This is a genomic window from Brotonthovivens ammoniilytica (assembly GCF_025566885.1).
Lineage (GTDB): Bacteria > Bacillota > Clostridia > Lachnospirales > Lachnospiraceae > Brotonthovivens > Brotonthovivens ammoniilytica.
Window position 1 is genome coordinate 19,642 of the sequence record NZ_JAOQJQ010000003.1, and the last position, 26,631, is coordinate 46,272.

General features: G+C 41.9%; 28 protein-coding genes and 5 tRNA genes. 29 read left to right on the forward strand and 4 right to left on the reverse strand.

The window, feature by feature from the left end:
- Positions 1 to 70: 70 nt before the first annotated feature.
- A complete protein-coding gene (locus OCV88_RS08130; RefSeq protein ID WP_158425017.1) occupies positions 71 to 1,585 on the reverse strand; it encodes a sigma-54 interaction domain-containing protein in 1,515 nt (504 codons plus the stop codon).
- Positions 1,586 to 1,798: 213 nt separating this feature from the next.
- Between OCV88_RS08130 and larB the strand changes: the two genes are divergently transcribed.
- The 5 genes from larB to OCV88_RS08155 all read left to right on the forward strand — a co-directional run bounded on the left by larB (position 1,799) and on the right by OCV88_RS08155 (position 7,073).
- The gene (gene larB, locus OCV88_RS08135) at positions 1,799 to 2,551 is read left to right on the forward strand and encodes a nickel pincer cofactor biosynthesis protein LarB (RefSeq protein ID WP_158425018.1); all 753 of its coding nucleotides are present in this window, start codon (positions 1,799 to 1,801) and stop codon (positions 2,549 to 2,551) included.
- Between the two features lie 24 nt (positions 2,552 to 2,575).
- Entirely contained in the window at positions 2,576 to 2,896 is a 321-nt protein-coding gene (locus OCV88_RS08140) for a metal-sensing transcriptional repressor (RefSeq protein WP_158425019.1), read from the forward strand.
- Positions 2,897 to 3,026: 130 nt separating this feature from the next.
- Positions 3,027 to 4,145 (forward strand): uroporphyrinogen decarboxylase family protein, encoded by a 1,119-nt coding sequence (locus OCV88_RS08145; protein ID WP_158425020.1) that lies wholly within the window; start codon positions 3,027 to 3,029, stop codon positions 4,143 to 4,145.
- A gap of 281 nt (positions 4,146 to 4,426) precedes the next feature.
- Entirely contained in the window at positions 4,427 to 5,311 is an 885-nt protein-coding gene (locus OCV88_RS08150) for a LysR family transcriptional regulator (RefSeq protein WP_158425021.1), read from the forward strand.
- Positions 5,312 to 5,606: 295 nt separating this feature from the next.
- The gene (locus tag OCV88_RS08155; protein ID WP_158425022.1) at positions 5,607 to 7,073 is read left to right on the forward strand and encodes a sodium:solute symporter family protein; all 1,467 of its coding nucleotides are present in this window, start codon (positions 5,607 to 5,609) and stop codon (positions 7,071 to 7,073) included.
- 457 nt (positions 7,074 to 7,530) lie between these two features.
- On the opposite strand, the gene OCV88_RS08160 is transcribed toward OCV88_RS08155, so the two are convergent.
- Entirely contained in the window at positions 7,531 to 8,268 is a 738-nt protein-coding gene (locus tag OCV88_RS08160) for a DAPG hydrolase family protein (protein WP_158425023.1), read from the reverse strand.
- 164 nt (positions 8,269 to 8,432) lie between these two features.
- Between OCV88_RS08160 and OCV88_RS08165 the strand changes: the two genes are divergently transcribed.
- Together OCV88_RS08165 and OCV88_RS08170 are read left to right on the forward strand one after the other, a co-directional pair.
- On the forward strand, positions 8,433 to 9,329 hold the full coding sequence (locus tag OCV88_RS08165; RefSeq protein WP_158425024.1) for a LysR family transcriptional regulator: 897 nt from the start codon (positions 8,433 to 8,435) through the stop codon (positions 9,327 to 9,329).
- 41 nt (positions 9,330 to 9,370) lie between these two features.
- Positions 9,371 to 9,967: a hypothetical protein gene (locus OCV88_RS08170; protein ID WP_158425025.1), complete on the forward strand. Its 597-nt coding sequence runs from the start codon at positions 9,371 to 9,373 to the stop codon at positions 9,965 to 9,967.
- Between the two features lie 146 nt (positions 9,968 to 10,113).
- Here the strand turns inward: OCV88_RS08170 and OCV88_RS08175 are convergent, their stop codons facing one another.
- The gene (locus OCV88_RS08175; RefSeq protein WP_158425026.1) at positions 10,114 to 10,854 is read right to left on the reverse strand and encodes a DAPG hydrolase family protein; all 741 of its coding nucleotides are present in this window, start codon (positions 10,852 to 10,854) and stop codon (positions 10,114 to 10,116) included.
- 202 nt (positions 10,855 to 11,056) lie between these two features.
- Between OCV88_RS08175 and OCV88_RS08180 the strand changes: the two genes are divergently transcribed.
- From OCV88_RS08180 to OCV88_RS08265, 18 genes are all read left to right on the forward strand, one after another.
- Positions 11,057 to 11,227, forward strand: coding sequence for a type II toxin-antitoxin system HicA family toxin (locus tag OCV88_RS08180; RefSeq protein WP_158425027.1), 171 nt, complete (start codon positions 11,057 to 11,059; stop codon positions 11,225 to 11,227).
- Between the two features lie 58 nt (positions 11,228 to 11,285).
- The gene (locus OCV88_RS08185; RefSeq protein WP_158425028.1) at positions 11,286 to 11,699 is read left to right on the forward strand and encodes a type II toxin-antitoxin system HicB family antitoxin; all 414 of its coding nucleotides are present in this window, start codon (positions 11,286 to 11,288) and stop codon (positions 11,697 to 11,699) included.
- Positions 11,700 to 11,841: 142 nt separating this feature from the next.
- On the forward strand, positions 11,842 to 12,279 hold the full coding sequence (locus tag OCV88_RS08190) for a DUF1700 domain-containing protein (RefSeq protein ID WP_158425029.1): 438 nt from the start codon (positions 11,842 to 11,844) through the stop codon (positions 12,277 to 12,279).
- A 261-nt stretch (positions 12,280 to 12,540) separates the two neighbouring features.
- Positions 12,541 to 12,729, forward strand: coding sequence for a hypothetical protein (locus tag OCV88_RS08195; protein ID WP_158425030.1), 189 nt, complete (start codon positions 12,541 to 12,543; stop codon positions 12,727 to 12,729).
- Between the two features lie 223 nt (positions 12,730 to 12,952).
- Entirely contained in the window at positions 12,953 to 13,249 is a 297-nt protein-coding gene (locus tag OCV88_RS08200; RefSeq protein ID WP_262591020.1) for a rhodanese-like domain-containing protein, read from the forward strand.
- Between the two features lie 115 nt (positions 13,250 to 13,364).
- Positions 13,365 to 14,519: a THUMP domain-containing class I SAM-dependent RNA methyltransferase gene (locus tag OCV88_RS08205; RefSeq protein WP_158425032.1), complete on the forward strand. Its 1,155-nt coding sequence runs from the start codon at positions 13,365 to 13,367 to the stop codon at positions 14,517 to 14,519.
- Between the two features lie 31 nt (positions 14,520 to 14,550).
- Positions 14,551 to 15,147, forward strand: coding sequence for an XTP/dITP diphosphatase (locus tag OCV88_RS08210; protein ID WP_158425033.1), 597 nt, complete (start codon positions 14,551 to 14,553; stop codon positions 15,145 to 15,147).
- Positions 15,148 to 15,193: 46 nt separating this feature from the next.
- Positions 15,194 to 15,679, forward strand: coding sequence for a metallophosphoesterase family protein (locus OCV88_RS08215; RefSeq protein ID WP_158425034.1), 486 nt, complete (start codon positions 15,194 to 15,196; stop codon positions 15,677 to 15,679).
- A 178-nt stretch (positions 15,680 to 15,857) separates the two neighbouring features.
- A tRNA-Pro gene (locus tag OCV88_RS08220) sits at positions 15,858 to 15,932 on the forward strand.
- A gap of 6 nt (positions 15,933 to 15,938) precedes the next feature.
- Positions 15,939 to 16,009: transfer RNA gene (locus OCV88_RS08225), tRNA-Gly, on the forward strand.
- A 24-nt stretch (positions 16,010 to 16,033) separates the two neighbouring features.
- A tRNA-Arg gene (locus tag OCV88_RS08230) sits at positions 16,034 to 16,107 on the forward strand.
- 35 nt (positions 16,108 to 16,142) lie between these two features.
- Positions 16,143 to 16,216: transfer RNA gene (locus OCV88_RS08235), tRNA-His, on the forward strand.
- 46 nt (positions 16,217 to 16,262) lie between these two features.
- Positions 16,263 to 16,335: transfer RNA gene (locus OCV88_RS08240), tRNA-Lys, on the forward strand.
- A gap of 216 nt (positions 16,336 to 16,551) precedes the next feature.
- On the forward strand, positions 16,552 to 16,815 hold the full coding sequence (locus OCV88_RS08245; RefSeq protein WP_158425035.1) for a type II toxin-antitoxin system Phd/YefM family antitoxin: 264 nt from the start codon (positions 16,552 to 16,554) through the stop codon (positions 16,813 to 16,815).
- Positions 16,808 to 17,110, forward strand: coding sequence for a type II toxin-antitoxin system RelE/ParE family toxin (locus OCV88_RS08250; RefSeq protein ID WP_158425036.1), 303 nt, complete (start codon positions 16,808 to 16,810; stop codon positions 17,108 to 17,110). Before OCV88_RS08245 ends, OCV88_RS08250 begins: the two co-directional genes overlap by 8 nt.
- Before the next feature lie 321 nt (positions 17,111 to 17,431).
- Complete coding sequence (locus tag OCV88_RS08255; protein WP_158425037.1) at positions 17,432 to 18,670, forward strand: Nramp family divalent metal transporter; 1,239 nt, start codon at positions 17,432 to 17,434, stop codon at positions 18,668 to 18,670.
- 76 nt (positions 18,671 to 18,746) lie between these two features.
- A complete protein-coding gene (locus tag OCV88_RS08260) occupies positions 18,747 to 20,138 on the forward strand; it encodes a dihydroorotase (RefSeq protein ID WP_158425038.1) in 1,392 nt (463 codons plus the stop codon).
- Between the two features lie 74 nt (positions 20,139 to 20,212).
- Positions 20,213 to 21,538: a class-II fumarase/aspartase family protein gene (locus tag OCV88_RS08265; RefSeq protein ID WP_158425039.1), complete on the forward strand. Its 1,326-nt coding sequence runs from the start codon at positions 20,213 to 20,215 to the stop codon at positions 21,536 to 21,538.
- An 86-nt stretch (positions 21,539 to 21,624) separates the two neighbouring features.
- On the opposite strand, the gene OCV88_RS08270 is transcribed toward OCV88_RS08265, so the two are convergent.
- Complete coding sequence (locus OCV88_RS08270; protein ID WP_158425040.1) at positions 21,625 to 22,317, reverse strand: GntR family transcriptional regulator; 693 nt, start codon at positions 22,315 to 22,317, stop codon at positions 21,625 to 21,627.
- Between the two features lie 341 nt (positions 22,318 to 22,658).
- On the opposite strand from OCV88_RS08270, the gene OCV88_RS08275 reads away from it, so the two are divergent.
- The 4 genes from OCV88_RS08275 (at position 22,659) to yaaA (ending at position 26,371) form a co-directional block, all read left to right on the forward strand.
- Complete coding sequence (locus OCV88_RS08275; RefSeq protein ID WP_158425041.1) at positions 22,659 to 23,423, forward strand: dihydroorotate dehydrogenase electron transfer subunit; 765 nt, start codon at positions 22,659 to 22,661, stop codon at positions 23,421 to 23,423.
- Entirely contained in the window at positions 23,416 to 24,345 is a 930-nt protein-coding gene (locus OCV88_RS08280) for a dihydroorotate dehydrogenase (RefSeq protein WP_262591024.1), read from the forward strand. Before OCV88_RS08275 ends, OCV88_RS08280 begins: the two co-directional genes overlap by 8 nt.
- A 1-nt stretch (position 24,346) precedes the next feature.
- Complete coding sequence (locus tag OCV88_RS08285) at positions 24,347 to 25,531, forward strand: NAD(P)-dependent malic enzyme (RefSeq protein ID WP_158425043.1); 1,185 nt, start codon at positions 24,347 to 24,349, stop codon at positions 25,529 to 25,531.
- A gap of 96 nt (positions 25,532 to 25,627) precedes the next feature.
- Positions 25,628 to 26,371 carry a peroxide stress protein YaaA gene (yaaA, locus tag OCV88_RS08290; RefSeq protein ID WP_158425044.1) on the forward strand — a complete coding sequence of 248 codons (744 nt, stop codon included), beginning with the start codon at positions 25,628 to 25,630 and terminating at the stop codon, positions 26,369 to 26,371.
- Positions 26,372 to 26,631: the final 260 nt, after the last annotated feature.

A 26,631-nucleotide genomic window follows, 5' to 3' on the forward strand; every position in this document is an offset into this window, starting at 1 on the left:
GATAAAGCTGAAAAGTACCGATTCCTATAGAGCCAAAAACGCTTTGCTGTGGCAGGATTCTTTTTCAAATTCAGTCTTTTCTGTTTGGGTAATCTATATTGTACTGTTTGATTTTTCTGGATATGGTAGATGCATTAATGTTCAGTTTCCGTCCGGCTTCTCTTAGGTTGCCGGAAGTTTGCAGCGTATGCTCCAGAAGCTGTTTCTCGAATTCCGCTACAGCTGTATTAAAATCGGAATCTGCCGGAATGGTTTTTTTCTGGGAAGAAATATTCAGAAGGCTGGTAATGACATCATCTTCCACATGTCCCACGCCGGAGCTGCAAAGGACCAGATATTCAATAATATTTTCCAGTTCCCGGATATTTCCGGGCCATTTGTACTGCCGCATATAGCCAAACTGCTGCTCTGTTAGAGAGAACGGACGGTTATATTTGGAGGAAAACAGATCAATAAAGTGTCTGCACAGCGGCTCGATGTCTGCCAGGCGATCTCTGAGAGGCGGAACATGGATAGGAATAACGTTCAAACGATAGTACAAATCCTGCCGAAAGGTTCCATTTTCTATTTTTTCTTTTAAATCGGAATTGGTAAGGGCCAGAAAACGAATGTCTAGTTTAATAGGTTTTGTCCCACCGATTCTGGTAATTTCCTGAGACTGGATAGCCCGTAGAAGTTTTACCTGAAGATCCATAGGCATATCACCGATTTCATCAAGCATCAGTGTTCCGGTGCTGGCAAGCTCAAATAATCCGGGTTTTCCTTTGGCGCTGGCGCCGGAAAAGGCTCCTTTTTCATATCCGAATAATTCTGATTCCAGAAGATGAGCAGGGATGGAAGCACAGTTGATTTTTACGAAGGGTCCGCCGCTGCGGCTGCTGTTTTTATAGATTTCATCTGCAATGACTTCTTTTCCGGCACCGGACTCTCCTGTAATCAGGACAGTAGCGTCGGAGGCGGCCACATGATGAATCAGAGTCCAGATATTGGCCAGCGTTGTAGTTTTTCCAATCATTTCAGAAGAAAGATTTTCATTGGAATTTGTGTTGATGGTTTTCTTATCCAGCTGTGAGAGCTCCTGCACAAAGGTATTAAAATCACTTTTTAAAGATTTCAGGGAGACAATGGTGCGGCTGCAGGCAACTACCTGACGCAGCTCTCCGCTGCTGTTAAAGATGGGGGTGCCTATAACATATCCGGTCTGAGGTTTTCCGGTTTTGTAGGTAGTAGAAAGGCGGAAAGCCGGTTTGCCTGTTTTTAGCACATCGGGAACAGCGCCGCCGGTATACAGTTTATCCTCTCCGGTAAGCTCCGTGATATTGTGATTTAAAACGTCTTCTTGGGTGATTCCGGTGTTACGTGTGTAGGCGGGGTTTACATAAAGTACATTGCCCTGATGATCTGTAATGAAAATACCGTCATCTAATCCGTCTACAATTTCTTTAAAGTCAATGTCTTTTTTTAGAAAATATTCCAGTTTTTCGTCTATCTGATGCAGATACTGTGATAATTCCGTATCGGCAGCTTTTTCCATGGCCTTCAGGAGTATTTCACGAATTTCCCGGATAGCAAGATACTGATTCATAATGAGTCCTCCTGGTTTAATCGTTATTTTAGTTATTATAGCAAGGTGTAATTTGTTTGTAAATAAATGCGGCATCTTTGTTTGATTTCTGCAACAGGAGTGCCCGGGATGCAACAAAACGGAAGATATCCGGAGATGAAAATGCCGTAAAACCAGAGAATAAAAACTGGCATGATTTTTGCGAATATAATAAATATTATGGAGGCTTAACAGATGGATACGGCATATTTAGAAAAATTATTATATCAGGTAAAAAACAGGGAAATGAGTGTAGGGCAGGCGTTGGAATCCTTTAAAACACTGCCGTATGAAGATTTGGGTTATGCAAACATTGATCAGCATCGAAATCTTCGTACTGGTCAGGCGGAAGTGATTTTCGGGGAAGGAAAAACGCCGGAGCAGATTGCAGGTATTGTTTCTCATATGATAAAAAATAATGAAAGAATTCTGGTAACCAGGGCAGATAAACAGGATTATCAGGCCGTAATGCAGACGGTACCTGAAGCTGAGTATGATGAAACCGCACGTATTATTTTAATTGGAGGAAAGCCTGAACCTGTGAAAACAAAAGGGCCCATTGCTGTTTTGACAGCCGGAACATCGGATATTCCGGTGGCAGAGGAAGCCGCTTTGACTGCAGAGTATCTTGGAAATGAAGTAGACCGGATCTATGATGTGGGGGTGGCGGGTATCCACAGATTATTTGGACGGCTGGATCGAATTTTAAAAGCCGATGTTGTGATTGCTATTGCAGGAATGGAGGGAGCACTGGCCAGTGTTGTAGGGGGACTGGTGCAGGTTCCGGTTATTGCAGTGCCCACAAGTGTGGGTTACGGAGCAAATTTCGGCGGCCTGGCCGCACTGCTTTCTATGCTGAACTGCTGTGCCAATGGAATTGGTGTTGTAAATATAGATAATGGATATGGTGCGGCCTGCTTGGCATCAAAGATCCGTATTGGAAAATAAATCATTGTTTTAGGAGGAATACAAATGTCAGAAAATCAGATACATCATCATGAACAGCATCTAGAACAGCATCATCATGCTCATATGCACCCTAACGCAAAAGCAGTTTCTAACCGGCTGGCCCGGGCCATCGGCCATCTGGAATCCGTAAAAAAGATGGTTGATACCGGAAGAGACTGTTCGGAAGTTCTGATTCAGCTGGCGGCAGTGCGCTCGGCGATCAATAATGCGGGAAAAGTAATTTTAATGGATCATATTACCCACTGTATCGTGGAGGCAGTGGAAGAAGGAGACCAGAAAGTGGTAGATGAACTCAGGGAAGCAGTAAAACAGTTCGTAAAATAGTCACATCTATCTATCATAACCAAACTGCATGGCAGAATCGGAACAACTCATTTTACAGATATTTTTCCCTACTTTATACTTGGTATCAGAAGATGATAAATCATAATGCTGATAAACAGGAGGTATAACCATGGGAAAATATGAAGAAAATTTAGAGCGGATTCGAAAAGCAGTGCGGTGTGAACCGGTGGACCGGATTCCGGTGGCGCCGTGCGCAAATGGTTATATGGCAAAAAGCCAGAATGTACTGATGAAAGATTATATTACTGATTTTGACAGAGCCTGCGATGCCAATTTGGCGGAACTGACATCTCTGGATGCGGATGCAACCCAGAATGTAATTTTTTCACCATATCTGCTTGGAACACAGTGGCTGTCAAAAGCTGCGCTGCCCGGTATTGAGCTGGGAGATGATGAGATGTGGCAGATTGTTGAATGCGAGAATATGAAGTTTGAGGAATATGAGGATATTAAAAAAATGGGCTGGGATGCCTGGCAGCAGAAATTTATTGCTGAAAAGTGCAATAATAACTGGGAAAATTTGAAGCCGTTTTTTGAAGCAAATCCCCGCTGTTATGAGAAATTTTATCATGCGGGCATTCCATGTATCTGCGATTTTTTAATGATTACTCCATTTGAATATTTCTGTGGCGGACGTTCTCTGGAAAATTTCTTTATGGATGATCTTATGGAAGAACCGGAGCTGATGCACGAGATTTTTGATATGGTACTGGAGCATAATCTGAAAGCATACCGTCAGCAGATTCAGGATACACATGCCTTAGGCGTGTGGATTGGAGGCTGGAGAACAGGCCCGGATCTTGTTTCCCCGGCGATGTTCGATGAATTTGTATGGCCGTCTTTTAAAGCGTACTATGATCTGTGTATTGAGATGGATGTTATTCCGATGTTCCATCTGGATTCCAACTGGGATCTTGTACTGGAGAAATTTAAACGTCTGGAAGATAAAACTTATATTCTGGCGCTGGATTCCAAAACAGATATCCGTAAGGCAAGAAAAGTGCTGGGACCCAATGTATGTATTCTTGGAGATGTGCCCTGCGAATTGATGAGCTTTGGAACTACAGATGAAGTGAAAGAATATGTAACAAAACTGCTGGATGACATCGGCCCATGGGGATGTATTATCGCTACCGGATGCGATGTTCCCTCCGATGCAAAACCTGCTAATGTTAAGGCCATGAGTGATGCTGCCCACGAGTATTTAACAACACATCCTCAGAACTAAAATAATATCAGACAGAATAAAACGTAACAGAAGATCGTTGTGTATATTTTATGAAGAGGGTGCCGCTCAATCATCTAATTTGATGATTTTGCGACACCCTCTCAATGTTAGATTACTACACCGGAAGGGGTGTCACTTGTTAAGTTGATTGAACCGCCGTGTACCGAACGGTACGCACGGTGGTGTGAGAGGTCGGAAATTTCTTATTTAGAGAAATTTCCTCCTACTCGATCTGCTGTATGTTATGATACTTATATGAAAAGAAAACGGAGGATACAAAGATGAATATGACGCAGATGAAATATTTCATCATGGCAGCAAAATGTCTGAATTTTACAAAGGCCGCGGATAAGCTTTTTATTACACAGCCTGCTTTAAGCCGGCAGATTGTAGCTATGGAAACGGAGCTGAATATGCAGCTGTTTGTAAGAAATAACCGTTCCGTGAAGCTGACGCCGGCAGCTGTGGTTTTACTGGAGGAGTTTGAACGGATTTATAATGAATATAATCTGGCCATAGCGAAAGCAGCTAACAGTTTTGAAGGAATGAGCGGGGAACTGAATATCGGTATTCTGGAGGGGGCTTATGTAGGAGATTTATTTCCGGAAGTGCTGCGTCATTTTGCAAGGTTTTATCCTCAGGTGAAAATTAATCTGCGCAATTACAGCTTTAATGCGCTGATTGAAAAATTGTACAGCAATGAACTGGATATGATTATTACGTTGAGATTTGATGTAGAAGGAAGAGATAAAATTCAGTTTGAAATAATTGAACATACCAGGGATCATGTAGTTGTGCATAAAGACCACCGGCTGGCTAATGCCAAATATGTAAAGCTTTCGGATTTTAAAGACGATACAATTATGATGGTATCCACCGAGGATTCAGAGATGTCCCCTAAGCTGATTTTGGACAAATGCAAAAGCTGCGGGTTTAATCCCAAGGTGAAGTTCGCTTCTTCTCTTCAGGAGGAAATGCTGTGGGTGGAGGCCGGAGTGGGAGTTTGTATTCTGGATACAAGAAACAGCTTATATAAAAATTCTACTGTGAGATTTCTGGAAGTGGACCAGATCAGTGACCCCAGTCTTACCCTGGCGTGGAATGTGGATAAGTATAATCCGATGAAAGAGATTTTCCGGGATAATTTTCTGGGCAGGCGGGGTTGAGATAGCACAGCGGCGGATAGGCATCTGTTAAGTTTTTTTAATATAAATGCAGCAAAGATTACAAAAATGCATGGTGCCATGTAAAAGAGTATTTGTTTTTGAAAATAAAATGGAAAAAAGCCGGGTACCTGGCTTTTTTTGTTTGAGTTTTTACTGTAATACGCTAAAGAAACCTCAGCAAATTTTTATCATAACCAAACTGCATCCTGAAATGATGAATGGGAATTATACAGTGGAATTTAGCAGGAATATAATGAAAGAAGCTAAAAACACAGAGAAAGGGTAAGGTGAGGTTATGAACTGGGGAATTTTAGCATTTGTTATTATTTATGAAATTGTTACAGTTGTTGGAGTGGGGTTGATTATCTCAAGGAAAAATAAGGCAGCCGGAGAGGAAGGGAATTTTGCTCTGGCCGGTAAAGGCCTCCCCACAGCACAGGTTGGAGTAACTCTGGCACTGACCATGCTTGGTTCGGCGCATATTTGGGGAACCTGTGAAAATGCGTACGCCATGGGAGCGATCTCTATATGGTTTGGAATCGCATGTACCGTTATGATGATTGTTATAACACAGATTACAGGACCATGGGTCAGAAAAATCGGTACAGATACCGTCCCTGATTTATTTGGAAAATTATTTGGCGGTAAAATGAGGATTCTTACGGCCTGCGTTATGGGGCCCCTGGTATTTGGATGTCTGTGTCTGGAAACACAGTGCATAGCAGTTACATTTGTTGCCTGCACCGGCTGGTCCTATACAACGGGAGCGATTGTAGGCGGAATTTTCGGTATTCTTTACGTGCTGCTTGCCGGTATGAAAGAGGTGTCCTGGCTGAATATGATTAATGCGGTATTTATGTATGTGGCATTGATTGTAGCTTTGATTGCAATGTTTGTATATCTGCCAGGTAATGGCTGGGAAGATGTGGCTGCAAATCTCAGCAATAATGGACAGGGCTGGATGCTTGATATTTTTGGAAATAAAGATCTGATAATCAACTTTGCAATTCCTACGATCTTTTGTACTTCTATGTTCCAGGGCGTTTCTCAGATGGGACTGCAGACCTGTATTGCAGCAAAGGATGTAAAAGCAGTAAAGAAATCTATCTGGCTGGCTGGCCCGGTAAACGGATGCTTCTGTATTATTCCTGCGCTTCTTGGAATGGCAGCACTGGCTCTGGGCTACTTTAAAATCGGCGGAAGCGCTATGATGATGACACCGGCTATGATTCTGGAAGTACTGCCTCACTGGGTAGTTGCATTAATCTGTGCATCATTCCTGGGCGCTTTGCTTTCCACATTCGCAATGACGTCCTTATGTCCGGCAACGATTTTTGCATACGATCTGTACGGCGGCTTGTATAAGCCAAAAGCTTCAGAGAAAGAAAAAACAATTGTTATGCGGATTATGATCGTAATCGTTGGTGTTCTTGCAATTGTACTGAGTAATTTCCAGCCAACAGTTGTTACAACCATTAACTGGATTTTCACCTGGGGCGTACCAATGTTCGTTATGATGGTAATCGGACTTTGCTGGAAGAGAAATACAAAGGCAGCGGTTATTACATATATTGTGTCATGGATTGCAAATATTTTATGGATTACCTGCGGACTGCAGGATAAACTCGGCATGATGAATTTCCATCAGGTATATTTATGTACCATTATATCTGTTGTTCTTGGACTTTTACTGACTGCGGTTCTGCCGGGGTCCAAACCGGGATTTTTCAAATTGTCCAAGGAAGAGCAGAAGGCTTGTTAATGAAGGAAAAGGAGGCGCATCTGTATGGTAGCTCGTATTGTAATCGAAAGTGTTATTATGGTATTCGGAATTACCATAGCCGGATATTTTATCGGAAAACTGTTTAAAGAAGCAGAGAAAGAAGATTAATCACAAAAAGAATTTCAGGTATCAGGAGGGAACGATATGATCGCAGCGATAACGATGACTCAGGGATGGATGATAGGTATTATTGCTCTGATGGCCGTATTTGGGATCTGTGCACTGGTATTTGCGCAGCTGGGCAAGAAAAAATAATATACGCTCCGCCAGGAGGTGCAGCGATTTGGAATAGAATGTTGTCAGCAAAGCGGACCCGAATCGTGCACCAAGTCTCGCTTTTGTGAGACTTGAAATTAATAGAGCAATTATGGCTCCGGGCTGTGCCCGGAGCCATTTATCTTATTTGAATCAAGATCTGGAAAAGCTGATTTTACAATTAGGCAAAAATCCGGGGAGTGGTTTTGCTTCCCCAGGGTTTTGATTTTGCAAAGGGTTCCGGTGCCCCTAACTCTTCCCAGTGATCTCTCAGATAATAAGAAGGCATCACTTTATTCAGAATATGAAATTCGTTCATATCATGATTCATAACGCCCAGGCCGATTTCCATGGGGAACATAGCTGTTACTTGCTCTGGTGGAAGCTCCAGAGTATCTCCAAGCCAGTAATGATTCCGAAGCACGAGACCGTAAGGGGTATCCCGGCCAACGCCGACGTACTGCCCTCCCACAGGGCGCCCTTTTGGATCACGGATGCATTTATCCCAGTCTCCAAGGTTGCAGCAGGAATAGAGAACCACATCCGCCTCGCCTTGTTCTTTTGCTTTTGTCAGTTTGTCCCCAAAGAGCTCATAAGGATCCAGATACATCAGTGTTGCTTCTGTAGCAGAACCAGCCATCATTTCCCGTGCTTTGTGTGTGGTACCCTCAACACACCCGTCTTTATGTCCGGGCTGGATTTCTGCCCATTCAGAATATAAATGAGCGCCAGGATGCCATAAACGGTATTCGTCGGTATCCGGCTGCATACCAAACCAGTGGGCCAGCATATCAGAGGTACAATTTTCCAGCAGCGACATAACTGCAATGTGCAGACCGCCGCTTGATAAGCGTTCCACTCCGGTTTCCAGCGGCAGCGGGGCAATACTTAATAAAGATTCACATTCTTCAAATCTCATGATAAAAACCTCCTGTATTAGAATAATATGATTGTACTGCTAAAAAGCCGCAGTGGTGTTGCATAGACGGGAATGTATGTCTTGTTTCTTGCAATGCAGATATAGCTTATTTATACTAAAGAAAAGGTCGAATCATACTGCTTTAGAATACGAAGGGGGATTAGATGGATATTCAGCAAATGAAATATTTTTTGAAGCTGGCAGAAAATTTGAATTATACAAATACTGCCCGGGAACTGAATCTTTCGGTTTCTTCTTTAAGCCGCCAGATTGTGGCCATTGAAACAGAATTGAATGTTCAGCTGTTTTTCCGCGACAATAAAAATGTCCGCCTGACAACGTGCGGAGAATATTTTAAAAACCGGTTATCGGATATATACAGGGACTATCAGCAGACCATCCAGAATACACAGAGAATCTATCAGGGAATCAGCGGGCATATTTCCTGTGGAATACTGGATGATATTACCCTTAACGGTGTGATGCAGGAGAACTTCCATGATTTTACAAGGAAACATCCTGACTGTGCGGTTGATTTGTCCAGAGGGTCTTTTGGACAGCTTCTGGAGGGATTGAAAAAAGGGACCTATGATTGTATTATCAGCTACTTTTTTGCGCTGGATCACATTATTTCTCTGAAATATAAGGTGATCGAGGATATGAAAGAAGGGATCTTGATTTCATCAAAAAACCCCCTTTCCGATGAGCCTTGTTTTTGGCCGGAGAAGTTTAAGAACCAAACATTTATCATTGTGTCAGGTGATGATAATGACTATGCTTTTGGGGGTCCGGTACAGTTTTGTCAAAAATATGGATTTTATCCGAAGATTCGTACCGTGCCGGATATTGATACGGCAACACTTCTTGTGGAGGCGGGGCTTGGAGTATCCTTTACCTATGAGAAAAGCATAGGTTCTTATAATCCGGCGTTGAAATTTCTGCCCCTGAAAGAGGACGAGATTATGACATCTGCACCATTTGTGGTTCTTGCCTGGAGTGAAAACATCAATAATCCGGCTGCGGAGAGTTTTATAGAAGAATTTCGGGGAAAAAGGGGATAGGTGAAGGTTAGAATAATCAGAATATATAAAGGAGTATCAGGATGCCGCTTGACCGAAAAAAACAAAAGGGTTTTTATACTAGAGAAGCTATAAAAAGAGAATATGCTGAATTATGCTGCAAATTAAAAACTCATCATGTTCCGGTTAAGGAATTATGCAGCAGTATTCCCATTTCCAGAAATACATTTTATATGTATTTTGCAGATATCGCTTCGGTAGCCGATGAGATTGAAGAAGAGTTGATAAATGGATTTCTGACTATTTATGACGAGTTTTCTGAAACAGATTTCAGCAGTTATCAGAGGGGGGAGGTGCTTCCCATTTTTATGGATACACTGCTATTTATAAAATTGAATAATATGTATTTTCGTGCCTTTGCGGGAAAAATACCGGATTATTACTTTATTGAAAGCTGGAAAAAGATTATTATTGGTCACTTTAAAGAGCGCTGGAAAAGACAGAACGTACATTATGAAAATGAAGATCTTGTTTTGGAAACAACTGCTATGAGTGCCATTGCAGCGTATTCTTACTGGCTGGAAAATGAGGATAAAATAAATCTTATGGAAATGTGTAAATTTCTGGGAGGAATGATTTTTTATGAACAACTGACTTTAAGTAATAGAATTGAAAAATAAAAAAGAATTTATTTACATAAACTGATGAAAATACAGCATAACAGTGTTTTAGCTATTATGCTGTATTTTCTTTGGGTAAGTTTATGCTTCAATTTTATTGATAATAACTGGTTTCGTATCTGATATTTTTATAAGTATTCTGTTTACTATGCAAACAGTTTTGGACTCAGTGTCAGAGCTTTTGGATCTGATACGGAATAGGGCTCTGGAGCTCCAAGTTTTTCCCAGTTATCGCGAAGATAGCAGGGAGGAATTGCTTTTCCAAGGATGTGGAATTCATTTGAATCATGCTCCATAAGATATAAAGCAAATTCTTCTGATACCATCTTTTCAATTTCCTCGCGCGGCAGATTCATTTCATCTCCCAGCCAGTAATGATTTCTGAGGACAAGTCCGTATGCTGTATTCCGCCCTACACCAACATACTGCATCATAGCGGGGTAGCCTTTTTCATTTCTTGAAATTTCGTCCCATTTTCCGGGGCAGGCCCAGCCATACAGTACTACATCAGCATCACCGCGTGCTTTTGCTTCATCCAGTTTTTCACCAAATAATTCACGGGGATCAAGATATTTTAACTGCATTTCCATTACTTCTGATGCTCCCAGGGATTCTCTGATAAAATGAGTTGTTCCGATTACATTTCCAGGTACATGATCGGGTTCATATTCTCCCCAGGTGGAATATTTGTGTGCTCCGGGGTGCCATAGACGATAACCGTCTGTATCACACTCAGATCCAAACCACCATTCCAGCATTTCGGCTGTACAGTTTTCTAAGCACATTCTGACAGCTACGTGCATGCCACCGCTTTCAAGTCTCTCTACACCGGTTTCTAATACAAGGGATTTGCGGTTTAATAATGCATCACATTCTCTGAATCTCATTTACTGTTACCTCCTGTTTTTTTGATACTTTAATTGTAGACTTTTGATTTCGATTTTAACAGGACACCCAGAGGGCAGAGTGTAATCAAAAGCTATGCGGCAGAAGAGCGGGACTTGAATTAGTTGGAACGTAAATATTTTATAAATCAGTTGAAAATAATGTGTATAGTGTGTATAATTTAGTTAAAATAAGGAGGAGGGAATGAAGCAAAGGGATTTAGTAAAGAAATTGAAAAGGGCCGGTTTTCAATTTGAACGGCACGGAAGGAGCCATGACGTTTATGTCCGAGGTTCTGATACAGAAGAAATCCCTAGACATAAGGAAATAAATGAACAACTTGCGAAAGCTATTATAAAAAAATGGGGATTATAAAAATATAATCTTAAAAAGTACACATAGATAAAAATAAAAAGAAAAGGTGTGGTGTGAAATGAAAAAAATTTATCCTGTTATTTTTACTGCCGCAGATTCCGGAGTATTGGTTGAGGTGCCGGATTTGGAAATTTTAACAGAAGGAAAAAATATGCCTGATGCATTTGATATGGCAAGAGATGCTATTGGATTAAAGGGAATTTCATTTCTTGATCGTAATATCGCTATTCCTGAACCCTCTGACTTAAATGAGATTGATCTGGAAAAGTCCGTATTTAAAGAAGAAGGAGAAGCTGTTGTTTCTTATGTAGATATTGATTTTTTAGAATATCAGAGAAAGAATGATAATAGATCAGTAAGAAGAAATGTGACATTGCCGAATTGGTTAAATAAAGAGGCTGAGGCAGCACATTTAAACGTTTCTAAAATATTACAGGAGGCTTTGATGTCAAGACTGGGAGTATCTAAGTAAATGGAGGATACAACTTAAAGTGAATAGATCTTGAAAATTTAAAATTTCTGCATTATACTGGTGTTACAACCCCTCATATAAAGCAATATGAGGGGTTTTTCACTCATTCACTTATAAAATTCTCAGGAGAAACGATGCTAAAATGGAAGATTTTTTATATGTTTTAAAAATGGAATTAGATGGAAAGCTGACGCAGGAGCAGATTGCCCATCAATTGGATTTATATAGAAATTATATTATAGAAGAAATGGGAAAAAATAAAACCGAGGAACAGGTTTTGCGCAAACTTGGCGATCCTGTACTAATCTGTAAATTGATTGTTGAATCTTATGAAAAAAGAGAGAAACAGCAGCGGAAGGAAGAGGAGAAAAAACATCCAAAAACGGCGGAAGAAATCAATGCAGAGATAAAAAATCCGGAGCACGGGCTTCATGCGGAATTTAAGGAAAATGAAGGTTGGGATATCCGCCTTGGCAGATTAAAGTTAAATTCCTGGTACGGGACGTTAATTATTCTTGGTGTGGTATTATTGGTATTTGTAATTTTATCAACACTTTTTCCGGGACTTCGCAGAGGATAACAGCTATAAGGAAATCAGAGGGATTTCCTGTAAAAGAATAAATAAAAGAGAAAAGACCAATGGGGGAGCCATTGGTCTTTTCTATGAGGGGAGTATAAATAATTAATAAGGGGTATAACTAAAAAGAATTTTTGAAGGTAAAATTCTTTTCAAAATGCATTATATACTATTCCAATTGAAATTGCAAACAAAATGTATGAATATTTGCATTCTATTTGAGAAATAATAGGAACGTAATTTATGATAGGAGGCAATTTCAAAATGGCAAAAAATTCAGAAACAAATAAAAACGCTTATGTAACAGAATATGAAGCAAATGAGTATACTGATTCCAGCAGCAACTGCGGGAAAAACAGTTCTCAGAACTGCGGAAAAAACAGCAGCAAAAATAACAGCAAAAACAGCAGTAAAAACAAAGCTTCAAACAAAAACTCCTCAAACTGCAGATAACACATTTAAGACAACTGAATATGATATAAAAAACAGGTTACAGTTTGTAGCCTGTTTTTTACTCTATAGGAAATACTGTGTTGTGATAAAGCTGGAAAGTACCGATTCCTATAGAGCAAAAAAACGCTCCGCTGTGGAACGCACTGCGGCGGAGCGGAGTCATGTCGCAAAAGCGACCTTTTTTATTTGACATACAGACTGGAGTGTAAGGATGAATATTTGTATGATGAAGGCAAAGGAGCTGGACTATTACAAAAATGAGAAAGGCGGAATCCTTATTGATTTAAGAGGTGCAGGTGAATACCGGAAAGATCATATACCTGGAGCTGTTAATGTTCCGTATGACACACTGGAGAGATTTGCAGCAGTGTCTGATAAACGCCAGCTTTATCTGCTGTACTGCGACCGGGGAATTATGAGTCTGAAGGCGGCCAGAAGGCTGGCAAGAGAAGGATACCAGATCTGCGCTCTGGCAGGAGGCTTAAAAGCTTACCGGGAATGGCAGATATATGCTGATTGACAGCGGAAGAAGAAACCGTTATGATTAAATAAATTCTGACTTTTTTCACATGAAAACAGCAGAAAACATGAGACAAAAGAGGGGAAGCATGGACTTGATTTCATGCAGAAGATGAATGAAACTATTTGAATTAACGGCGCCGTGCCATTTTGGGATGGAGGCAGTTTTAAAAAAAGAAATATATGATCTTGGATATGAAATTATACAGGTCGAGGATGGAAGAGTAACTTTTGAGGGGGACTCAGAGGCTGTCTGCAGAGCTAATATTTTTCTGCGGACAGCTGAAAGGGTGCTGTTAAAGACTGGAAGTTTTCAGGCAGTAACTTTTGATGAACTATTTGAAGCTGTCAAGGCTATTCCATGGGAGCAGTATCTGCCGGAAAATGCCAGGTTCTGGGTGGCCAAAGCGTCCTCTGTAAAAAGTAAGCTGTTCAGTCCTTCAGATATTCAGTCAATTGTAAAAAAAGCCATTGTAGAACGACTGAAATACATATATAAAAAAGAATGGTTTGATGAGGATGGGGCCTCATATCCCATTCGGATTTTTCTAATGAAGGATCAGGTAACTATAGGACTGGATACAACAGGCGAGTCCCTCCACAAAAGAGGCTACCGTACCATGACAAGTAAAGCTCCGGTCAGCGAAACGCTGGCGGCAGCGCTGATTATGCTGACGCCGTGGCGCCGGGAGCGGATTTTAGTGGATCCATTCTGCGGCAGTGGAACATTTCCCATTGAGGCGGCGATGATGGCTGCCGGGATAGCTCCGGGAATGAAACGGGAATTTCTGGCGGAAAACTGGACAAATCTGATAGAGAAGGAGCTCTGGAAGGAGTGCCGGCAGGAAGCAGCGGAGATGATTGACCTGGATATTAAAACAGATATCCAAGGGTATGATCTTGATCCGGATGTGATAAAAGCCGCAAGAGAAAATGCAAAAAGAGCAGGAGTAGAGAAGCTGATACATTTTCAGCAGAGGGATGTGGCGCAGCTGAATCATCCCAAAAAATACGGATTTATTATTACGAATCCTCCTTATGGCCAGCGTCTGGAAGAAAAGGATGCCCTGCCGGCTCTTTACAAAGAAATGGGGAAGGCTTTTTCTCGGCTGGATGACTGGTCGGAATATGTGATTACCTCCTATGAAGAGGCGGAACGTTATATTGGCAGGAAAGCGGATAAAAACCGAAAGCTGTATAACGGAATGCTGAAAACCTATTACTATCAGTTTCTGGGTCCGAAACCGCCGAAAAAAAAGAAAGAAAAGTAATTTTACGTAAGAAGGAGAAACAGCAGGAATTATGAAAAAAAGGATTGTATTTGCCACCGGAAATCAGAATAAGTTAAAAGAAATCAAAATGATTCTTGCAGATCTTTGTGCAGAGATTGTAACTATGAAAGAGGCGGGAATTGATATAGAGATTGTGGAAGACGGAACAACCTTTGAGGAAAATGCCAGGATAAAAGCTCAGGCAGTGGCAGAACATTGTGATGATATTGTTCTTGCCGATGATTCCGGCCTTGAAATTGACTATCTGAATAAAGAGCCGGGAGTTTATTCCGCCCGTTATATGGGAGAAGACACTTCTTATGAAATTAAGAATAAGGCATTACTTGGCAGATTAGAAGGCGTGCCTAAGGAGCAGCGTACTGCCCGGTTTGTGTGTGCTGTCTGCGCGGTGATTCCGGGATATGAACCGGTAACGGTAAGAGGAACTATTGAAGGGTATATCGGGTGGGAGCCGGCAGGAGAGCATGGATTTGGATATGATCCGATTTTTTATGTTCCGGATCTTGACTGTTCAACAGCTGAGCTGTCTCCGGAGGAGAAAAATAACAGAAGCCACAGAGGGAACGCGTTAAGAGCCATGAAAGAGGTATTAAAAGATTATCTTTAAATTTGCAGATTAGAATAGCGGAATAAAAAAGGACGGATTTCATTTTATGAAAATATTGGTTGTAAGTGATACCCACGGAAGACATGATTATCTGAAACGGGCTCTTGCCTTTGAACAGTCAGTAGACCGTATCCTTCATCTGGGAGATCTAGAAGGCGGAGAAGAGGAGATTTGTCAGCTGACATCCTGCCCGATAGATATGGTGAAGGGGAATATGGACAGTCTTACCAATTTACATGAGGAGATGCTGGTTCAGGCAGAAGGCCGCAGGATTTTAATGCTGCACGGACATCATATGTGTCTGTCTTCCGGTAAAGAGAAATTATATAGAGCCGCGGCGGATTTTAATGCTGATATTGTTTTGTTCGGTCATACACATCAGCCATTGCTGGAAGAATACCATGGGATTACGCTGATGAATCCGGGGAGTATTTCATTTCCCCGACCTCTTGGGAAAACACCCTCTTATGGAGTGATTGAATTAAATCAGGGGAAAACGGATAAATTTGAGATTCGGTATATTGTGGGATAATTTTATACATAATAAATAGATAAGGACAGGTATACATTTGGTTTCATTCCAGGATACGGAGGCTTTGTCATATTCTCGGCCGAAAATGTAAAAAAATAAAAAAAGATGTTGACATTTTTTGCAATTTTGGCATATAATATATCTTGCGTTGTGCAGATGACGCAGAATAATTAAAGAACGGGGTGTGGCTCAGCTTGGCTAGAGCGCCTGGTTTGGGACCAGGAGGTCGCAGGTTCGAATCCTGTCACCCCGATTGTATGCGGGTGTAGTTCAATGGTAGAACACCAGCCTTCCAAGCTGGATACGTGGGTTCGATTCCCATCACCCGCTTATTTTTCTGTAATTGTATAATATGTGTTTGTAGCTCAGCTGGATAGAGCAACGGCCTTCTAAGCCGTGGGTCGGGGGTTCGAATCCCTCCAAGCACGTTTCGGAAAAATAAAACAGTGAAAGATTTTTTATGGTGGGTATAGCGCAGTTGGTTAGCGCGCCAGATTGTGGCTCTGGAGGCCCAGGGTTCGAATCCCTGTATCCACCTTATATACGTTGCACCAAGTCTCGCAAGAGCGAGACTTGAATTTACGGGGTATTAGCTCAGTTGGTAGAGCACTTGACTTTTAATCAAGTTGTCCGGGGTTCGAATCCCCGATGCCTCATGAAAAAAACCAGATTCGGCAAAAACCGGATCTGGTTTTCTTTTACAATTAGGAAACGTTGTTCCTAGTGTATAAAAATGCTCTGCGGAGAGATATACTGTGGTGAAGATGAAAAGTGCCGTAAGCGACCGAGCTGGCTGCTGGAAGATGCCGGGTATTATTTTTTGCAAAATGTACATAATTATGTTAAAATTATGTACATAAGGAGGTGCGGTTATGCCACAGATCAGACCCATTACAGATTTACGAAATACAAATGATATATCAGATGCATGCCATGCATCAAAAGAGCCTATTTTTATTACAAAAAATGGTTACGGAGATTTAGTGGTTATGAGTATAGAAACCTATGAACGGATTGCTGAAAATCATGTAATTGATCAGGAAATAAAAGAGGCGGAGGAAGAGTATGAAAAAACAGGGGCTCTTTTTGATGCCAGGGAGGCACTGACAGAGCTTAGGAGGAAGCATATTGGATAAATACAGAGTGAAATTAATGCCAAAAGCATTGAGAGATCTTGAGAGTATTTATAGTCACATTATGGATGAGTTCAAGGAAGTTAGTACAGCTGGTCATATGGCAGCTATGCTGGAAAATGCTATCCTGGAATTGGAAGTAATGCCGTATAGAGGTGCTGTCCGTAAAACGGGAAGTTATTCAAATAGCTGTTACAGGCAATTGTTTGTAAAAAATTATACAGTTGTGTATCGTATTCTGGAAGAAGTCAGAATGGTTCTTATTGTGACTGTCAGATATACGCCTAGTAATTTTTGAGAAATAGATAGAGAGTTTGAAAATTGAAAAGATTGTGTGTGAAAAACCAGATTCGGTGAAAACCGGATCTGGTTTTTTGCTGCGCAGGGTAAAACCTTTCTGTTTCTTGTACAGATTTAGAGCAATGTGTGAGATTTATAGCAAAGCTGTATCTGGCTAATGGAGAAATTAATAAAGAATATGTTTGTATACACCAGTATTTTACTGCAATGAAATGTATATAAATGAATAGTTCCCCATATGATTCTTGTTAAATTATAATATACACAACAAAACAAAGCGCTTGGGTTTTATTAAAATATTAACAGGAGGAAGATTTGTATGGAAAATTGTACCACAGAAAAAACAGGTTTCAGATATCTGATGGCAGCCATTGGACCGGGGATGATTTTGGCAGCTACAAGTATAGGGCCGGGCTCTATTGTATCTTTTACAAATGCCGGCGCCGGTTTTGGCTATACGTTATGCTGGTGGATTGTAATTATTCTTGTTTTCAGGGCAATTTTTACCTTTGCCATGAATAAATATACCGTCGTAACCGGAAAGCCTGTTATGGTGGGAATTCGTGAAAAATATGGAGCAGTGTGGGCAATTCTGGCGGGAGTTTTTGCATTTATTGGACAGTGTGTCTATGGAATCGGCAATGTAATTGGAGTCGGCCTGGCGTTTTTGATTTTATTCCCGTTTATTCCATTAAAAGCGGGAGCTGTGATTGGGGTTGTAATCTGCATACTTTTATATTTTATGAAAGGTCTGTACCAGAAAGTAGAAGTATTCATGAAAGTGCTGGTTGTTATTATGGTAGTTATTTTTGCTATCTCATTTTTTGCCACTCTGGGGATTGAATACGACGGAACTGTTTCACATCATTTGTTTGGGATACCTGCAGGATCAAAGGCAATGATGCTTTCTCTGATGGGAACTACAGCATCTCTGGGAACGGTAGCTTATGGCTCTTCTCTTGTAAAAGAAAAAGGCTATAGATTGATAGATATTAAAAAAGGCGGCTTAATGGCAGATGTTGTGGGGGGTGTTCTTGTAATCGGTATTATATCTGCAGCATGTTATTTTGTAGGAGCCAATTTATTTCCAGGTCAGCCCATTGGAACCGGTATGGATTTAGCGGTGGGGCTTTCCGGATTGCTGGGAGCATTTATCCGACCTGTGTTTGGCATTGCATTTTTATCTGCTGCTTTGTCTTCTGAGATGATGGCACCGAAGCTTGGAATTAATCTGCTGCTTCAGGCTTTGAATAAAGAATCAGGAATGGAAAACAAAGCAGAGAATATTGTCTCGATTATAATGCTGTTGTTTGCCTTGGCAATTGTATTTGCATATGGCGGGGTACCGGCACAGCTCCTTACCTTTGCGCAGATTGGCGGGGTGATCAACACACCGATTCTTGGCCTGATGACAATTCTGCTTCTGAACAGAAAGGATGAAATGGGAGAGCATAAGGTATCCGTGGGATTTACATGCGGTCTGCTTGTATCCTATGGGGTAGTATTATATATGGTTGTTAATAATGTCATTACGCTGGCTGGCGGTGTGTCGGCATAGAACAGCTGATAAGTAAAAATGATAGAACAGATGGATTTATGCGAATAGATGCAGAGAAAATTAGGAGAGAATAAAAATGTATGATTTAGTGATAGAGAACGGCCTGGTCTACCAGGATAAAAATTTCTATCCTTTGACAGTATGTGTGAAGGGCGAAAAAATTGCGGCATTAGTACAGCCAAAACAGAAAGTGGAAGCAAAAAAGATAATTGATGCATCAGGGAAACATGTGCTTCCGGGATTTATTGACCCTCATTGTCATTTAAGAGAACCGGGGCTGACCCAGAAGGAGGACTATTATACAGGAACCTGTGCGGCCGCCCATTCTGGTATCACACTTGTTTTTCCCCAGCCAAATACAAAGCCGGTGCCGTCAGATTTTGATGCCTATATGATGCAGGTTGATGCAGGAAAAGAGAAGGCAATTGTAGACTTCAATCCCATTGGAAGTCCGCTTGGAAATTCAGCATCTGTAAAAAAGATTGCGGAGGCGGGAACCATGTGGTTTAAGATTTTCGAGAAGGTTGCTACATATCCTTATAACACCACAGCGGGAACGTTAGATACCCACCGCATCTATGAAGCTTTTAAAGACTGTGCAGCCAATGACAAATATTGTTCGGTACATCCGTTTGATAAATATTTTTTTGATGCGGCTGTGGAAGAAGTCAGATCTCAGGGAAAGGAAGTTAACCTTCGCAATGTAAGGCATAAATGGTACAGTGATGAAGAAATGACAGGGGCCGCCTATCAATTGTCCTATTATGCGAAAAAGGCTGGATTAAAGTGGTATGCAATGCATTGCTGGATGCCTGGATATATTGATTTGGTACGTATGTTAAAACAAAAGGGAGAGATGACCATTGTATCTTCCTGTGAATATATGCCTGCTATTCATGCCTCAGATGAAATCTGGGATATTGAAAATCAGAGGTTTATTTATATCAATCACGATGCAGCTCCGGATCTTGATAAAATCTGGGAAGGAATTAATGACGGAACCATAGATATGATTGGGTCTGATCATGCGCCTTGCCGGCCGGAGGAATATAATCCTGATGATGCGCTTCATACCAGCGCCGGTTTTGCCATGCTGGATTATTACGGACATCTTCTTGTAAGTCATGTGAATGAGGGACACTATTCGCTGCAGAAGCTGGTTGAAATTTCTTCTGAAAATTGTGCCAAAACATTTGGGCTGTATCCCCGGAAGGGTTCTAATATTGTAGGAACAGATGCAGATTTTACCATTGTGGATTTGAAAAAGGAGTGGGAAATTACTAAAAACGACAGGGTCTATACAAAGACACAGACAATACCTTATGTGGGGAGAAAAGTCCATGGACAGGTGACCCAGACTGTAGTACGGGGACGGGTTGTTATGAGTGACGGAGTTGTGGACTGTGAACCGGGATATGGAAAATATATCAGATGTGAGATGACTCCCGCCTCTATAGGTGGTAAGTAACAAGCAGGTATCAGCGGCGGGAGCGAGACTTGAATACAGTTAACGATCACTGAACCGTTTTGAGGTGAAGCAGAATGGAAAAAATGTTATCGAAAATGCAGAATATACTTTCCAGAGAAGGACTTTTTACACGCTGGCTTAAGGTGGAAAAGGCGCTGGCATCCGCTCAGGCAAAGCTTGGGATAATTCCGGAACAAATGGCTGGTGAAATTGCAGATCATGCAGGAATAGAGCATCTGCAAATGGAAAAGTATGATGAAATTTATGAAAAAACAGGTCATCCCATGGTATCCGTGCTTCGGCTTTTGGAGGAAGCTATAGACGGTCCGGCAGGACAATTCATCCATTTAGGAGCCACTACACAGGATATTATAGATACGGCAATGGTTCTGGCTGTAAAAGAAACCTTAGACCTGGGGGAAAATACTCTTGTGAATATGATAAATGCGACCTGCAAAATGGCGCGAAAATATGCGGATACACCAATGATGGGAAGGACCCATAATATGCAGGCGCTGCCTATTACTTTTGGCTATAAGGCGGCTGTATGGGCCAGTGAATTATATCGTTGTCTGGAGCGGCTCAGAGAGAGCAGAAAGCGTGTGCTGGCACTTCAGATGTCCGGGGCAGTGGGCTCTATGGTTTCTTTTGGAAAATTTGGAGAGAAAATTCAGGAACTTATGGCAGAAGAACTGGGCCTTCAGATACCCGATATCTGCTGGCATGCATCCAGAGACCGGTATGGAGAATTTGCCGCTCAAATGGGGCTTATGGGAACCTGCCTTGGAAGGATTGCCGGAGAGATCTATTCATTGATGGGAACAGAATACGGAGAGCTTTCTGAAGTTTGGGGGAAGGACCGTGTGGGCTCATCTACTATGCCTCATAAAGTAAATCCAACCAATACCCAGCATATTCTTGCCAAAGCATCTCATCTGCGGTATGCATCGGCAGAAATTATGGAATTTATGATGGTGGATCATGAGCGGAATATGCAGCACTTTATCGGTGAGCGGACAAAAATGGAGCAGATCTGCCTGTATACAGCTGAGATTATGGATCGAAGCTGTGAATTATTAGATACGCTGGTGGTAAATGAGGAGAATATGTTTCATAACTTAAACCGCCTTGGAGGACTGACCCAGTCAGAACATGTTATGCTGGTACTGGGAGAAAAAATCGGGAAACAGAATGCCCATAAGATAGTGGGAAACATTGCGGTAACTGCCATTTACCAGCATCAGAATTTTGCAAAAGAATTGTGCAAAGTACGAGAAGTTGCAGAGGTGTTATCCAAAGAAGAAATATATGATCTGCTGGATCCTGTGAAATATATAGGGGATTGTCCAAAATTTGCGGTCCGGACAGCCGATGAACTTTTAAGGAAACTGGAAAATTAAAAAATAATTGCTGCCAAAAGGCTGTTGCTGAATCTGAAGGGGATCCGGCAGCAGCCTTATACAATTTTATCAAATTTTTATTTGACTCAGTGGGAATTTTTATCATAAAGGGAATGACTGATCAGCATATTCATATATTTATTTACCTTATCCTTGTTATTGATTTTATAATTTGAAATATATTCTTTATCGTTTTCAATTATGGCGGTCAGTAAATCCCTGTGGGCTCTGGCATAGTTAGCGTCGTAACTGTAAAGAAGAATGTTATTGGCAATGGTTCGCTCCCGAAATTCCAGCCGGCCTGTGATTCTTATTAACTCAGTGTTGCCTGTTGCCCGGATTAATAGAGCGTGGAATTCAAGATTATTTTCAAACTGTTCTTTGGGATCTGTCAGCAGACATCCTTTTTTGATGTTGGCTTCTAACTGCATCAGGATGCTCCGGGGAATCCGTCCTTCTAGAAGGTCAATGGCAAGAGCCCGGAGCCATTCTAGAACCTCTAAAGTATCCAGACATTCGTCCAGTTCAAACTGCCGTACGATAGAGCCTCTCTGAGCATCAGATGTGATAAAGCCCTCATATTCCAGCCGTTTAACAGCTTCTCTTACAGGGGTGCGGCTTACCTGAAATAAATCAGCCAGATCCTCTTCTTTCAGGCGGTACCCAGGTGGAACGATACCGTGTGCAATGCCCTCTCTTAATGTAGAGTAAAGCAGATCTCCGATCTGTTTTTTGTCACCCATTGTTTTCTTTATATCTAATAATTTTTCCAGCATCATTCCATGTTTCCTTTCCGAGCCTGTTCTTTCCTGCTTTTAAAGATATAGCGTAAAATGTAAAACCAATTTTATATATTGTATCAAGTACCGTCTTTAAATTCAATCGGAGAGGGCTGGGAATGAGGGAAAAAGGGTACCTGCAGACAATGAATATTTCTGTATACAGGAGGATACATTCAGAAACGAAATAATAAATATGTGTAGCTTGAAAGAAGAGGTCAGGGCAATATAATGAAGACAGATACCGGGATATGATAGGGGTAAAGAATCCCAAATAAAACAAAAAACAGCCGGTAATAAAAATAGCAGAGAATAAAGACAACAGGTGAAGGAGGAAAGATATGAGTGCAAAAAGATGTCTGGCATCTGTGTATGAACAACAGGAGCTTGTGCCAGGGATTTTCAGTATGTGGATGTTGTGTAAAGAAATTTCAGATGAGGCGGGCCCTGGCCAGTTTTTAATTTTATATTGCCAGGACCAGAGCAGAAAACTGGGAAGACCCATCAGTATATGCGAAATTGACAGAGAAAATGGAAGAATCAGAATTGTATACCGTGTGGCGGGAAAAGGAACGGAGGAATTTTCAAAACTGAAATGCAAAGATGTTATTACAGTGCTTGGACCTTTGGGAAACGGTTATGACATACTTCCGGGGCGGGCGCTGCTGACAGCGGGAGGTATCGGCATTCCACCTATGCTTGAACTGGCAAAACAGCTGCCGGGGGAAGTGACTGTGGCGCTTGGATATCGTGACGGCAGCATGTTCTTAAAAGAGGAATTTGAAAAATATGCAAAGGTTGTAGTTGCTACAGAGGATGGTTCCTTTGGAACAAGGGGAACTGTTTTAGATGCAATACAAACAGAAGGGATTACAGGAGATTTTATCTGCGCCTGCGGTCCAAAACAGATGCTTTTTGCTTTGCAGCGTTATGCTGCCAAGAAAGAGATTAGTGCTTTTTTGTCTCTGGAAGAAAAGATGGCATGCGGAATCGGTATCTGTCTGGGCTGTGCGGTTCCTGTTCGTATCGGGGATGGTTTTACATATAAACGCGTGTGTAAGGATGGGCCTGTTTTTAACAGTAAGGAGATCATATTTGATGAATAAAGAAGTTTTGTTAGGAAAGATAAAGTTAAAGAATCCGGTATTGTGTGCATCAGGCTGCGCAGCCCATGGATATGAGTTAGAGCCGTATACGGATATCAGTAAAATTGCGGCATTTTCCATGAAAACGGTAACCTCTGAACCAAGAATTGGGAATAAGCCCCCAAGAATCTGTGAAGTAGATAACGGGATGCTCACATCCATTGGCCTGCAGAATCCGGGGATCGAAGTTTTTATAAAAGAGCATCTGCCGCAGATTAAAAAAACCTGCCGGCCGGATCAGATTATAATAAGCATTGGCGGAAATGAAATCAGAGATTATACAGCTGTGGCAGAAAAAATTGCACAAAGCTGCGGGGAACATGAAATCGCAGCTGTAGAGGTAAATGGAGCGTGTCCCAATGTTGCTCATGGGGGCGGAGTGATGAGCGCTTTGCCAGAAACCATGTATCAGGTTGTGAAGGCAGTCAAAGATGTAGTTTCCGTTTCTGTTATTGGAAAAATGAACACAAATTTTTCCTGTTATTGCGATGTGGCAAAAGCGATTCAGGAGGCAGGCGCTGAGGCAGTCTATCTGGTCAGCACTCCTATGGGAATGCATATTGATATTAAAAGCAGAAAACCCGCTGTGGGGAATATCAAAGCTCCGGTATCCGGTCCTGCCATTCTCCCCCAGTCAGTGTTGAAAACCTGGGACGTTTACCAGGCGGTGGACATTCCTGTGATTGCCAGTGGAGGAATCTATACCTGGGAGGCCGCGATAGAAATGATGATGGCAGGGGCATCGGCGGTTGGAATTGGCAGTGCTTTGTTTATCAACCCCGATACAGCAGCCAGGATATTGGACGGAATGATTCAATATTGTGAGCAGAATCAGATAGAGTCATTTTCGGAACTGGTGGGATGCGCTCATGGGAGGGATTGATATGAATCTGAAAAGAGCCGCATTGGAGCGGCATTATAAATTAAAGGGAAAGATTGAGGTGGTTTCACGGGCAAAGATCGAATCAGTGGAAGATCTGGCTGTTTTATATACGCCGGGAGTGGCACAGCCCTGCCTTGAGATTCAAAAAGATATCAGGAAAAGCTTTGATTTTACAAGGAGAAATAATCTGGTAGCTGTTATTACAGATGGGACAGCGGTGCTTGGCCTGGGAGACATCGGACCGGAAGCGGGGATGCCTGTGATGGAAGGAAAGTGTCTGTTATTTAAGGAGCTTGGAAATGTTGATGCGTTTCCGTTGTGTATCCAGTCCAGGGATCCAGAAACAATTGTGGAAACCATTGTCCAGATAGCAGGAAGTTTTGGGGGAATTAACCTTGAGGATATATCCGCACCCCGATGCTTTGAGATTGAGGAAAAATTAAAAAAACGACTGAACATCCCAGTATTCCATGATGATCAGCATGGAACGGCGGTGGTTGTTCTTGCCGGTATCATAAATGCATTAAAGCTGACAGGAAAAGAGAAACACGCCTGCAGGGTAGTGATAAACGGGGCGGGCTCTGCAGGGATTGCAACAGCAAAGCTGCTGCATGGTTTTGGGTTTGAAAATATTATTGTGTGCGATATCAGAGGCATCATAGCCAGAGATGACAAATCTTTAAACCAGGCGCAGATGGAAATAGCTGGGATAACCAATCACAGATTGCGGCATGGCTCTTTGGCAGATGCATTAGATGGTGCGGATATTTTTGTGGGAGTTTCAGCGCCGGGGGTTGTGACAGCGGATATGATAAGGCGGATGAATCAGGGAGCTATCGTGTTTGCTATGGCAAATCCGGTTCCGGAAATCATGCCGGATCTTGCAAAAGCAGCAGGTGCGGCGGTAGTTGGAACCGGAAGAAGCGATTTCCCCAATCAGATTAATAATGTCTTAGCTTTTCCGGGAATTTTCAGGGGAGCCTTAGATGTGGGGGCAGGGGAAATTAATGAGGAGATGAAACTGGCGGCGGCTCTGGCGATTGCGGATACGGTTTCAAAAGAAGAATTAACAGCAGATCATATTGTGCCGGAACTTTTGGATCCCAGGGTTTTAAAGAATGTTTCAAAGGCTGTCAGAGAGGCTGCCATTAAGACTGGTGCGGCGGGCGTCAGGAAAGAAGTGTAAAAAAATGAAGTCATCGCTCATATTGTGCAGGATTTGTAAATTCCACAGAGTTTCTGTATAATAATCTAAAATGTCAAAGGAAAGCGAAACAGACAAATGAAGATTATTATTTCTCCGGCGAAAAAAATGAATACAGATACGGATACGCTGGCTGTGGAGGGACTGCCGGTGTATCTTCACAGGACGAAAAAAATTCTCTCCTATCTGCAGGGACTTTCCCGGCAGCAGGCAAAAGAGCTGTGGAAATGCAATGACAAACTGACAGATCTGAATTATCAGCGGATACAGCAGATGGAGCTGGCACGTGCTTTGACCCCGGCTGTTTTGTCTTATGAAGGGATTCAGTATCAATACATGGCTCCCGGAGTGCTTGATGAGGATTCTCTTCAATATCTGCAAGATCACCTGCGGATTTTATCAGGATTTTATGGAATCTTAAATCCCTTTGATGGAGTAGTTCCCTACCGGCTGGAAATGCAGGCGAAGGCCGGAGTGGACGGCTGCAGAGATCTGTATGAGTTCTGGGGGAGCAGCCTGTATGAGAGCCTTGCAAAAGAGACAGACTGTATTTTGAATCTGGCCTCTAAAGAATACAGCAGGTGCATTGAAAAGTATCTGGAGCCGGAAATAATGTTCATTACAGTAGTGTTCGGTCAGATGAAAGAAGGAAAAGTCATACAGAAAGGTACACTGGCTAAGATGGCAAGAGGAGAGATGGTGCGCTATATGGCGGAAAATGGTATCGAAGATCTGGAAAGAGTGAAAGGCTTTGACCGTCTGAACTTTATCTATGCGCCGGAGCGGTCGGATGAAAAGATAATTGTATTTTTGCAAAAATAAAAGGAGCCATTAAAATTGCTAAAAGAGCTGTAATGATGACCGGTATTTTCCGGCAAAGAAAAATCCATGTAACGGGAAACCGCTGCATGGATTTTTTTAGGCAAGGGGCCTGTTCCACATTGTGCAGTTTCTCAAAAGAGAAACGGAGATTTATAAAATGTGAAAAAAGTATGAAGTTGTTGCTTGTGATGTTAGTGTGTGTTATATTCTTTACTATGCCAATAATTAACGATGTTAACTAATTGGACATCAATCTTAAG

What these genes read in the sequence shown, in the direction of transcription:
- OCV88_RS08255 (WP_158425037.1), top strand. Translation starts at nt 17,432, where the DNA reads ATGGAAAATTGTACCACAGAAAAAACAGGTTTCAGATATCTGATGGCA.
- OCV88_RS08160 (WP_158425023.1), bottom strand. Translation starts at nt 8,268, where the DNA reads ATGAGATTTGAAGAATGTGAATCTTTATTAAGTATTGCCCCGCTGCCG.
- yaaA (WP_158425044.1), top strand. Translation starts at nt 25,628, where the DNA reads ATGAAGATTATTATTTCTCCGGCGAAAAAAATGAATACAGATACGGAT.
- OCV88_RS08140 (WP_158425019.1), top strand. Translation starts at nt 2,576, where the DNA reads ATGTCAGAAAATCAGATACATCATCATGAACAGCATCTAGAACAGCAT.
- OCV88_RS08175 (WP_158425026.1), bottom strand. Translation starts at nt 10,854, where the DNA reads ATGAGATTCAGAGAATGTGATGCATTATTAAACCGCAAATCCCTTGTA.
- OCV88_RS08265 (WP_158425039.1), top strand. Translation starts at nt 20,213, where the DNA reads ATGGAAAAAATGTTATCGAAAATGCAGAATATACTTTCCAGAGAAGGA.
- OCV88_RS08205 (WP_158425032.1), top strand. Translation starts at nt 13,365, where the DNA reads ATGAAACTATTTGAATTAACGGCGCCGTGCCATTTTGGGATGGAGGCA.
- OCV88_RS08145 (WP_158425020.1), top strand. Translation starts at nt 3,027, where the DNA reads ATGGGAAAATATGAAGAAAATTTAGAGCGGATTCGAAAAGCAGTGCGG.
- OCV88_RS08170 (WP_158425025.1), top strand. Translation starts at nt 9,371, where the DNA reads ATGCCGCTTGACCGAAAAAAACAAAAGGGTTTTTATACTAGAGAAGCT.
- OCV88_RS08130 (WP_158425017.1), bottom strand. Translation starts at nt 1,585, where the DNA reads ATGAATCAGTATCTTGCTATCCGGGAAATTCGTGAAATACTCCTGAAG.
- OCV88_RS08155 (WP_158425022.1), top strand. Translation starts at nt 5,607, where the DNA reads ATGAACTGGGGAATTTTAGCATTTGTTATTATTTATGAAATTGTTACA.
- OCV88_RS08215 (WP_158425034.1), top strand. Translation starts at nt 15,194, where the DNA reads ATGAAAATATTGGTTGTAAGTGATACCCACGGAAGACATGATTATCTG.
- OCV88_RS08200 (WP_262591020.1), top strand. Translation starts at nt 12,953, where the DNA reads ATGATGAAGGCAAAGGAGCTGGACTATTACAAAAATGAGAAAGGCGGA.
- OCV88_RS08195 (WP_158425030.1), top strand. Translation starts at nt 12,541, where the DNA reads ATGGCAAAAAATTCAGAAACAAATAAAAACGCTTATGTAACAGAATAT.
- OCV88_RS08260 (WP_158425038.1), top strand. Translation starts at nt 18,747, where the DNA reads ATGTATGATTTAGTGATAGAGAACGGCCTGGTCTACCAGGATAAAAAT.
- OCV88_RS08210 (WP_158425033.1), top strand. Translation starts at nt 14,551, where the DNA reads ATGAAAAAAAGGATTGTATTTGCCACCGGAAATCAGAATAAGTTAAAA.
- larB (WP_158425018.1), top strand. Translation starts at nt 1,799, where the DNA reads ATGGATACGGCATATTTAGAAAAATTATTATATCAGGTAAAAAACAGG.
- OCV88_RS08165 (WP_158425024.1), top strand. Translation starts at nt 8,433, where the DNA reads ATGGATATTCAGCAAATGAAATATTTTTTGAAGCTGGCAGAAAATTTG.
- OCV88_RS08245 (WP_158425035.1), top strand. Translation starts at nt 16,552, where the DNA reads ATGCCACAGATCAGACCCATTACAGATTTACGAAATACAAATGATATA.
- OCV88_RS08275 (WP_158425041.1), top strand. Translation starts at nt 22,659, where the DNA reads ATGAGTGCAAAAAGATGTCTGGCATCTGTGTATGAACAACAGGAGCTT.
- OCV88_RS08280 (WP_262591024.1), top strand. Translation starts at nt 23,416, where the DNA reads ATGAATAAAGAAGTTTTGTTAGGAAAGATAAAGTTAAAGAATCCGGTA.
- OCV88_RS08285 (WP_158425043.1), top strand. Translation starts at nt 24,347, where the DNA reads ATGAATCTGAAAAGAGCCGCATTGGAGCGGCATTATAAATTAAAGGGA.
- OCV88_RS08150 (WP_158425021.1), top strand. Translation starts at nt 4,427, where the DNA reads ATGAATATGACGCAGATGAAATATTTCATCATGGCAGCAAAATGTCTG.
- OCV88_RS08190 (WP_158425029.1), top strand. Translation starts at nt 11,842, where the DNA reads ATGGAAGATTTTTTATATGTTTTAAAAATGGAATTAGATGGAAAGCTG.
- OCV88_RS08180 (WP_158425027.1), top strand. Translation starts at nt 11,057, where the DNA reads ATGAAGCAAAGGGATTTAGTAAAGAAATTGAAAAGGGCCGGTTTTCAA.
- OCV88_RS08270 (WP_158425040.1), bottom strand. Translation starts at nt 22,317, where the DNA reads ATGATGCTGGAAAAATTATTAGATATAAAGAAAACAATGGGTGACAAA.
- OCV88_RS08185 (WP_158425028.1), top strand. Translation starts at nt 11,286, where the DNA reads ATGAAAAAAATTTATCCTGTTATTTTTACTGCCGCAGATTCCGGAGTA.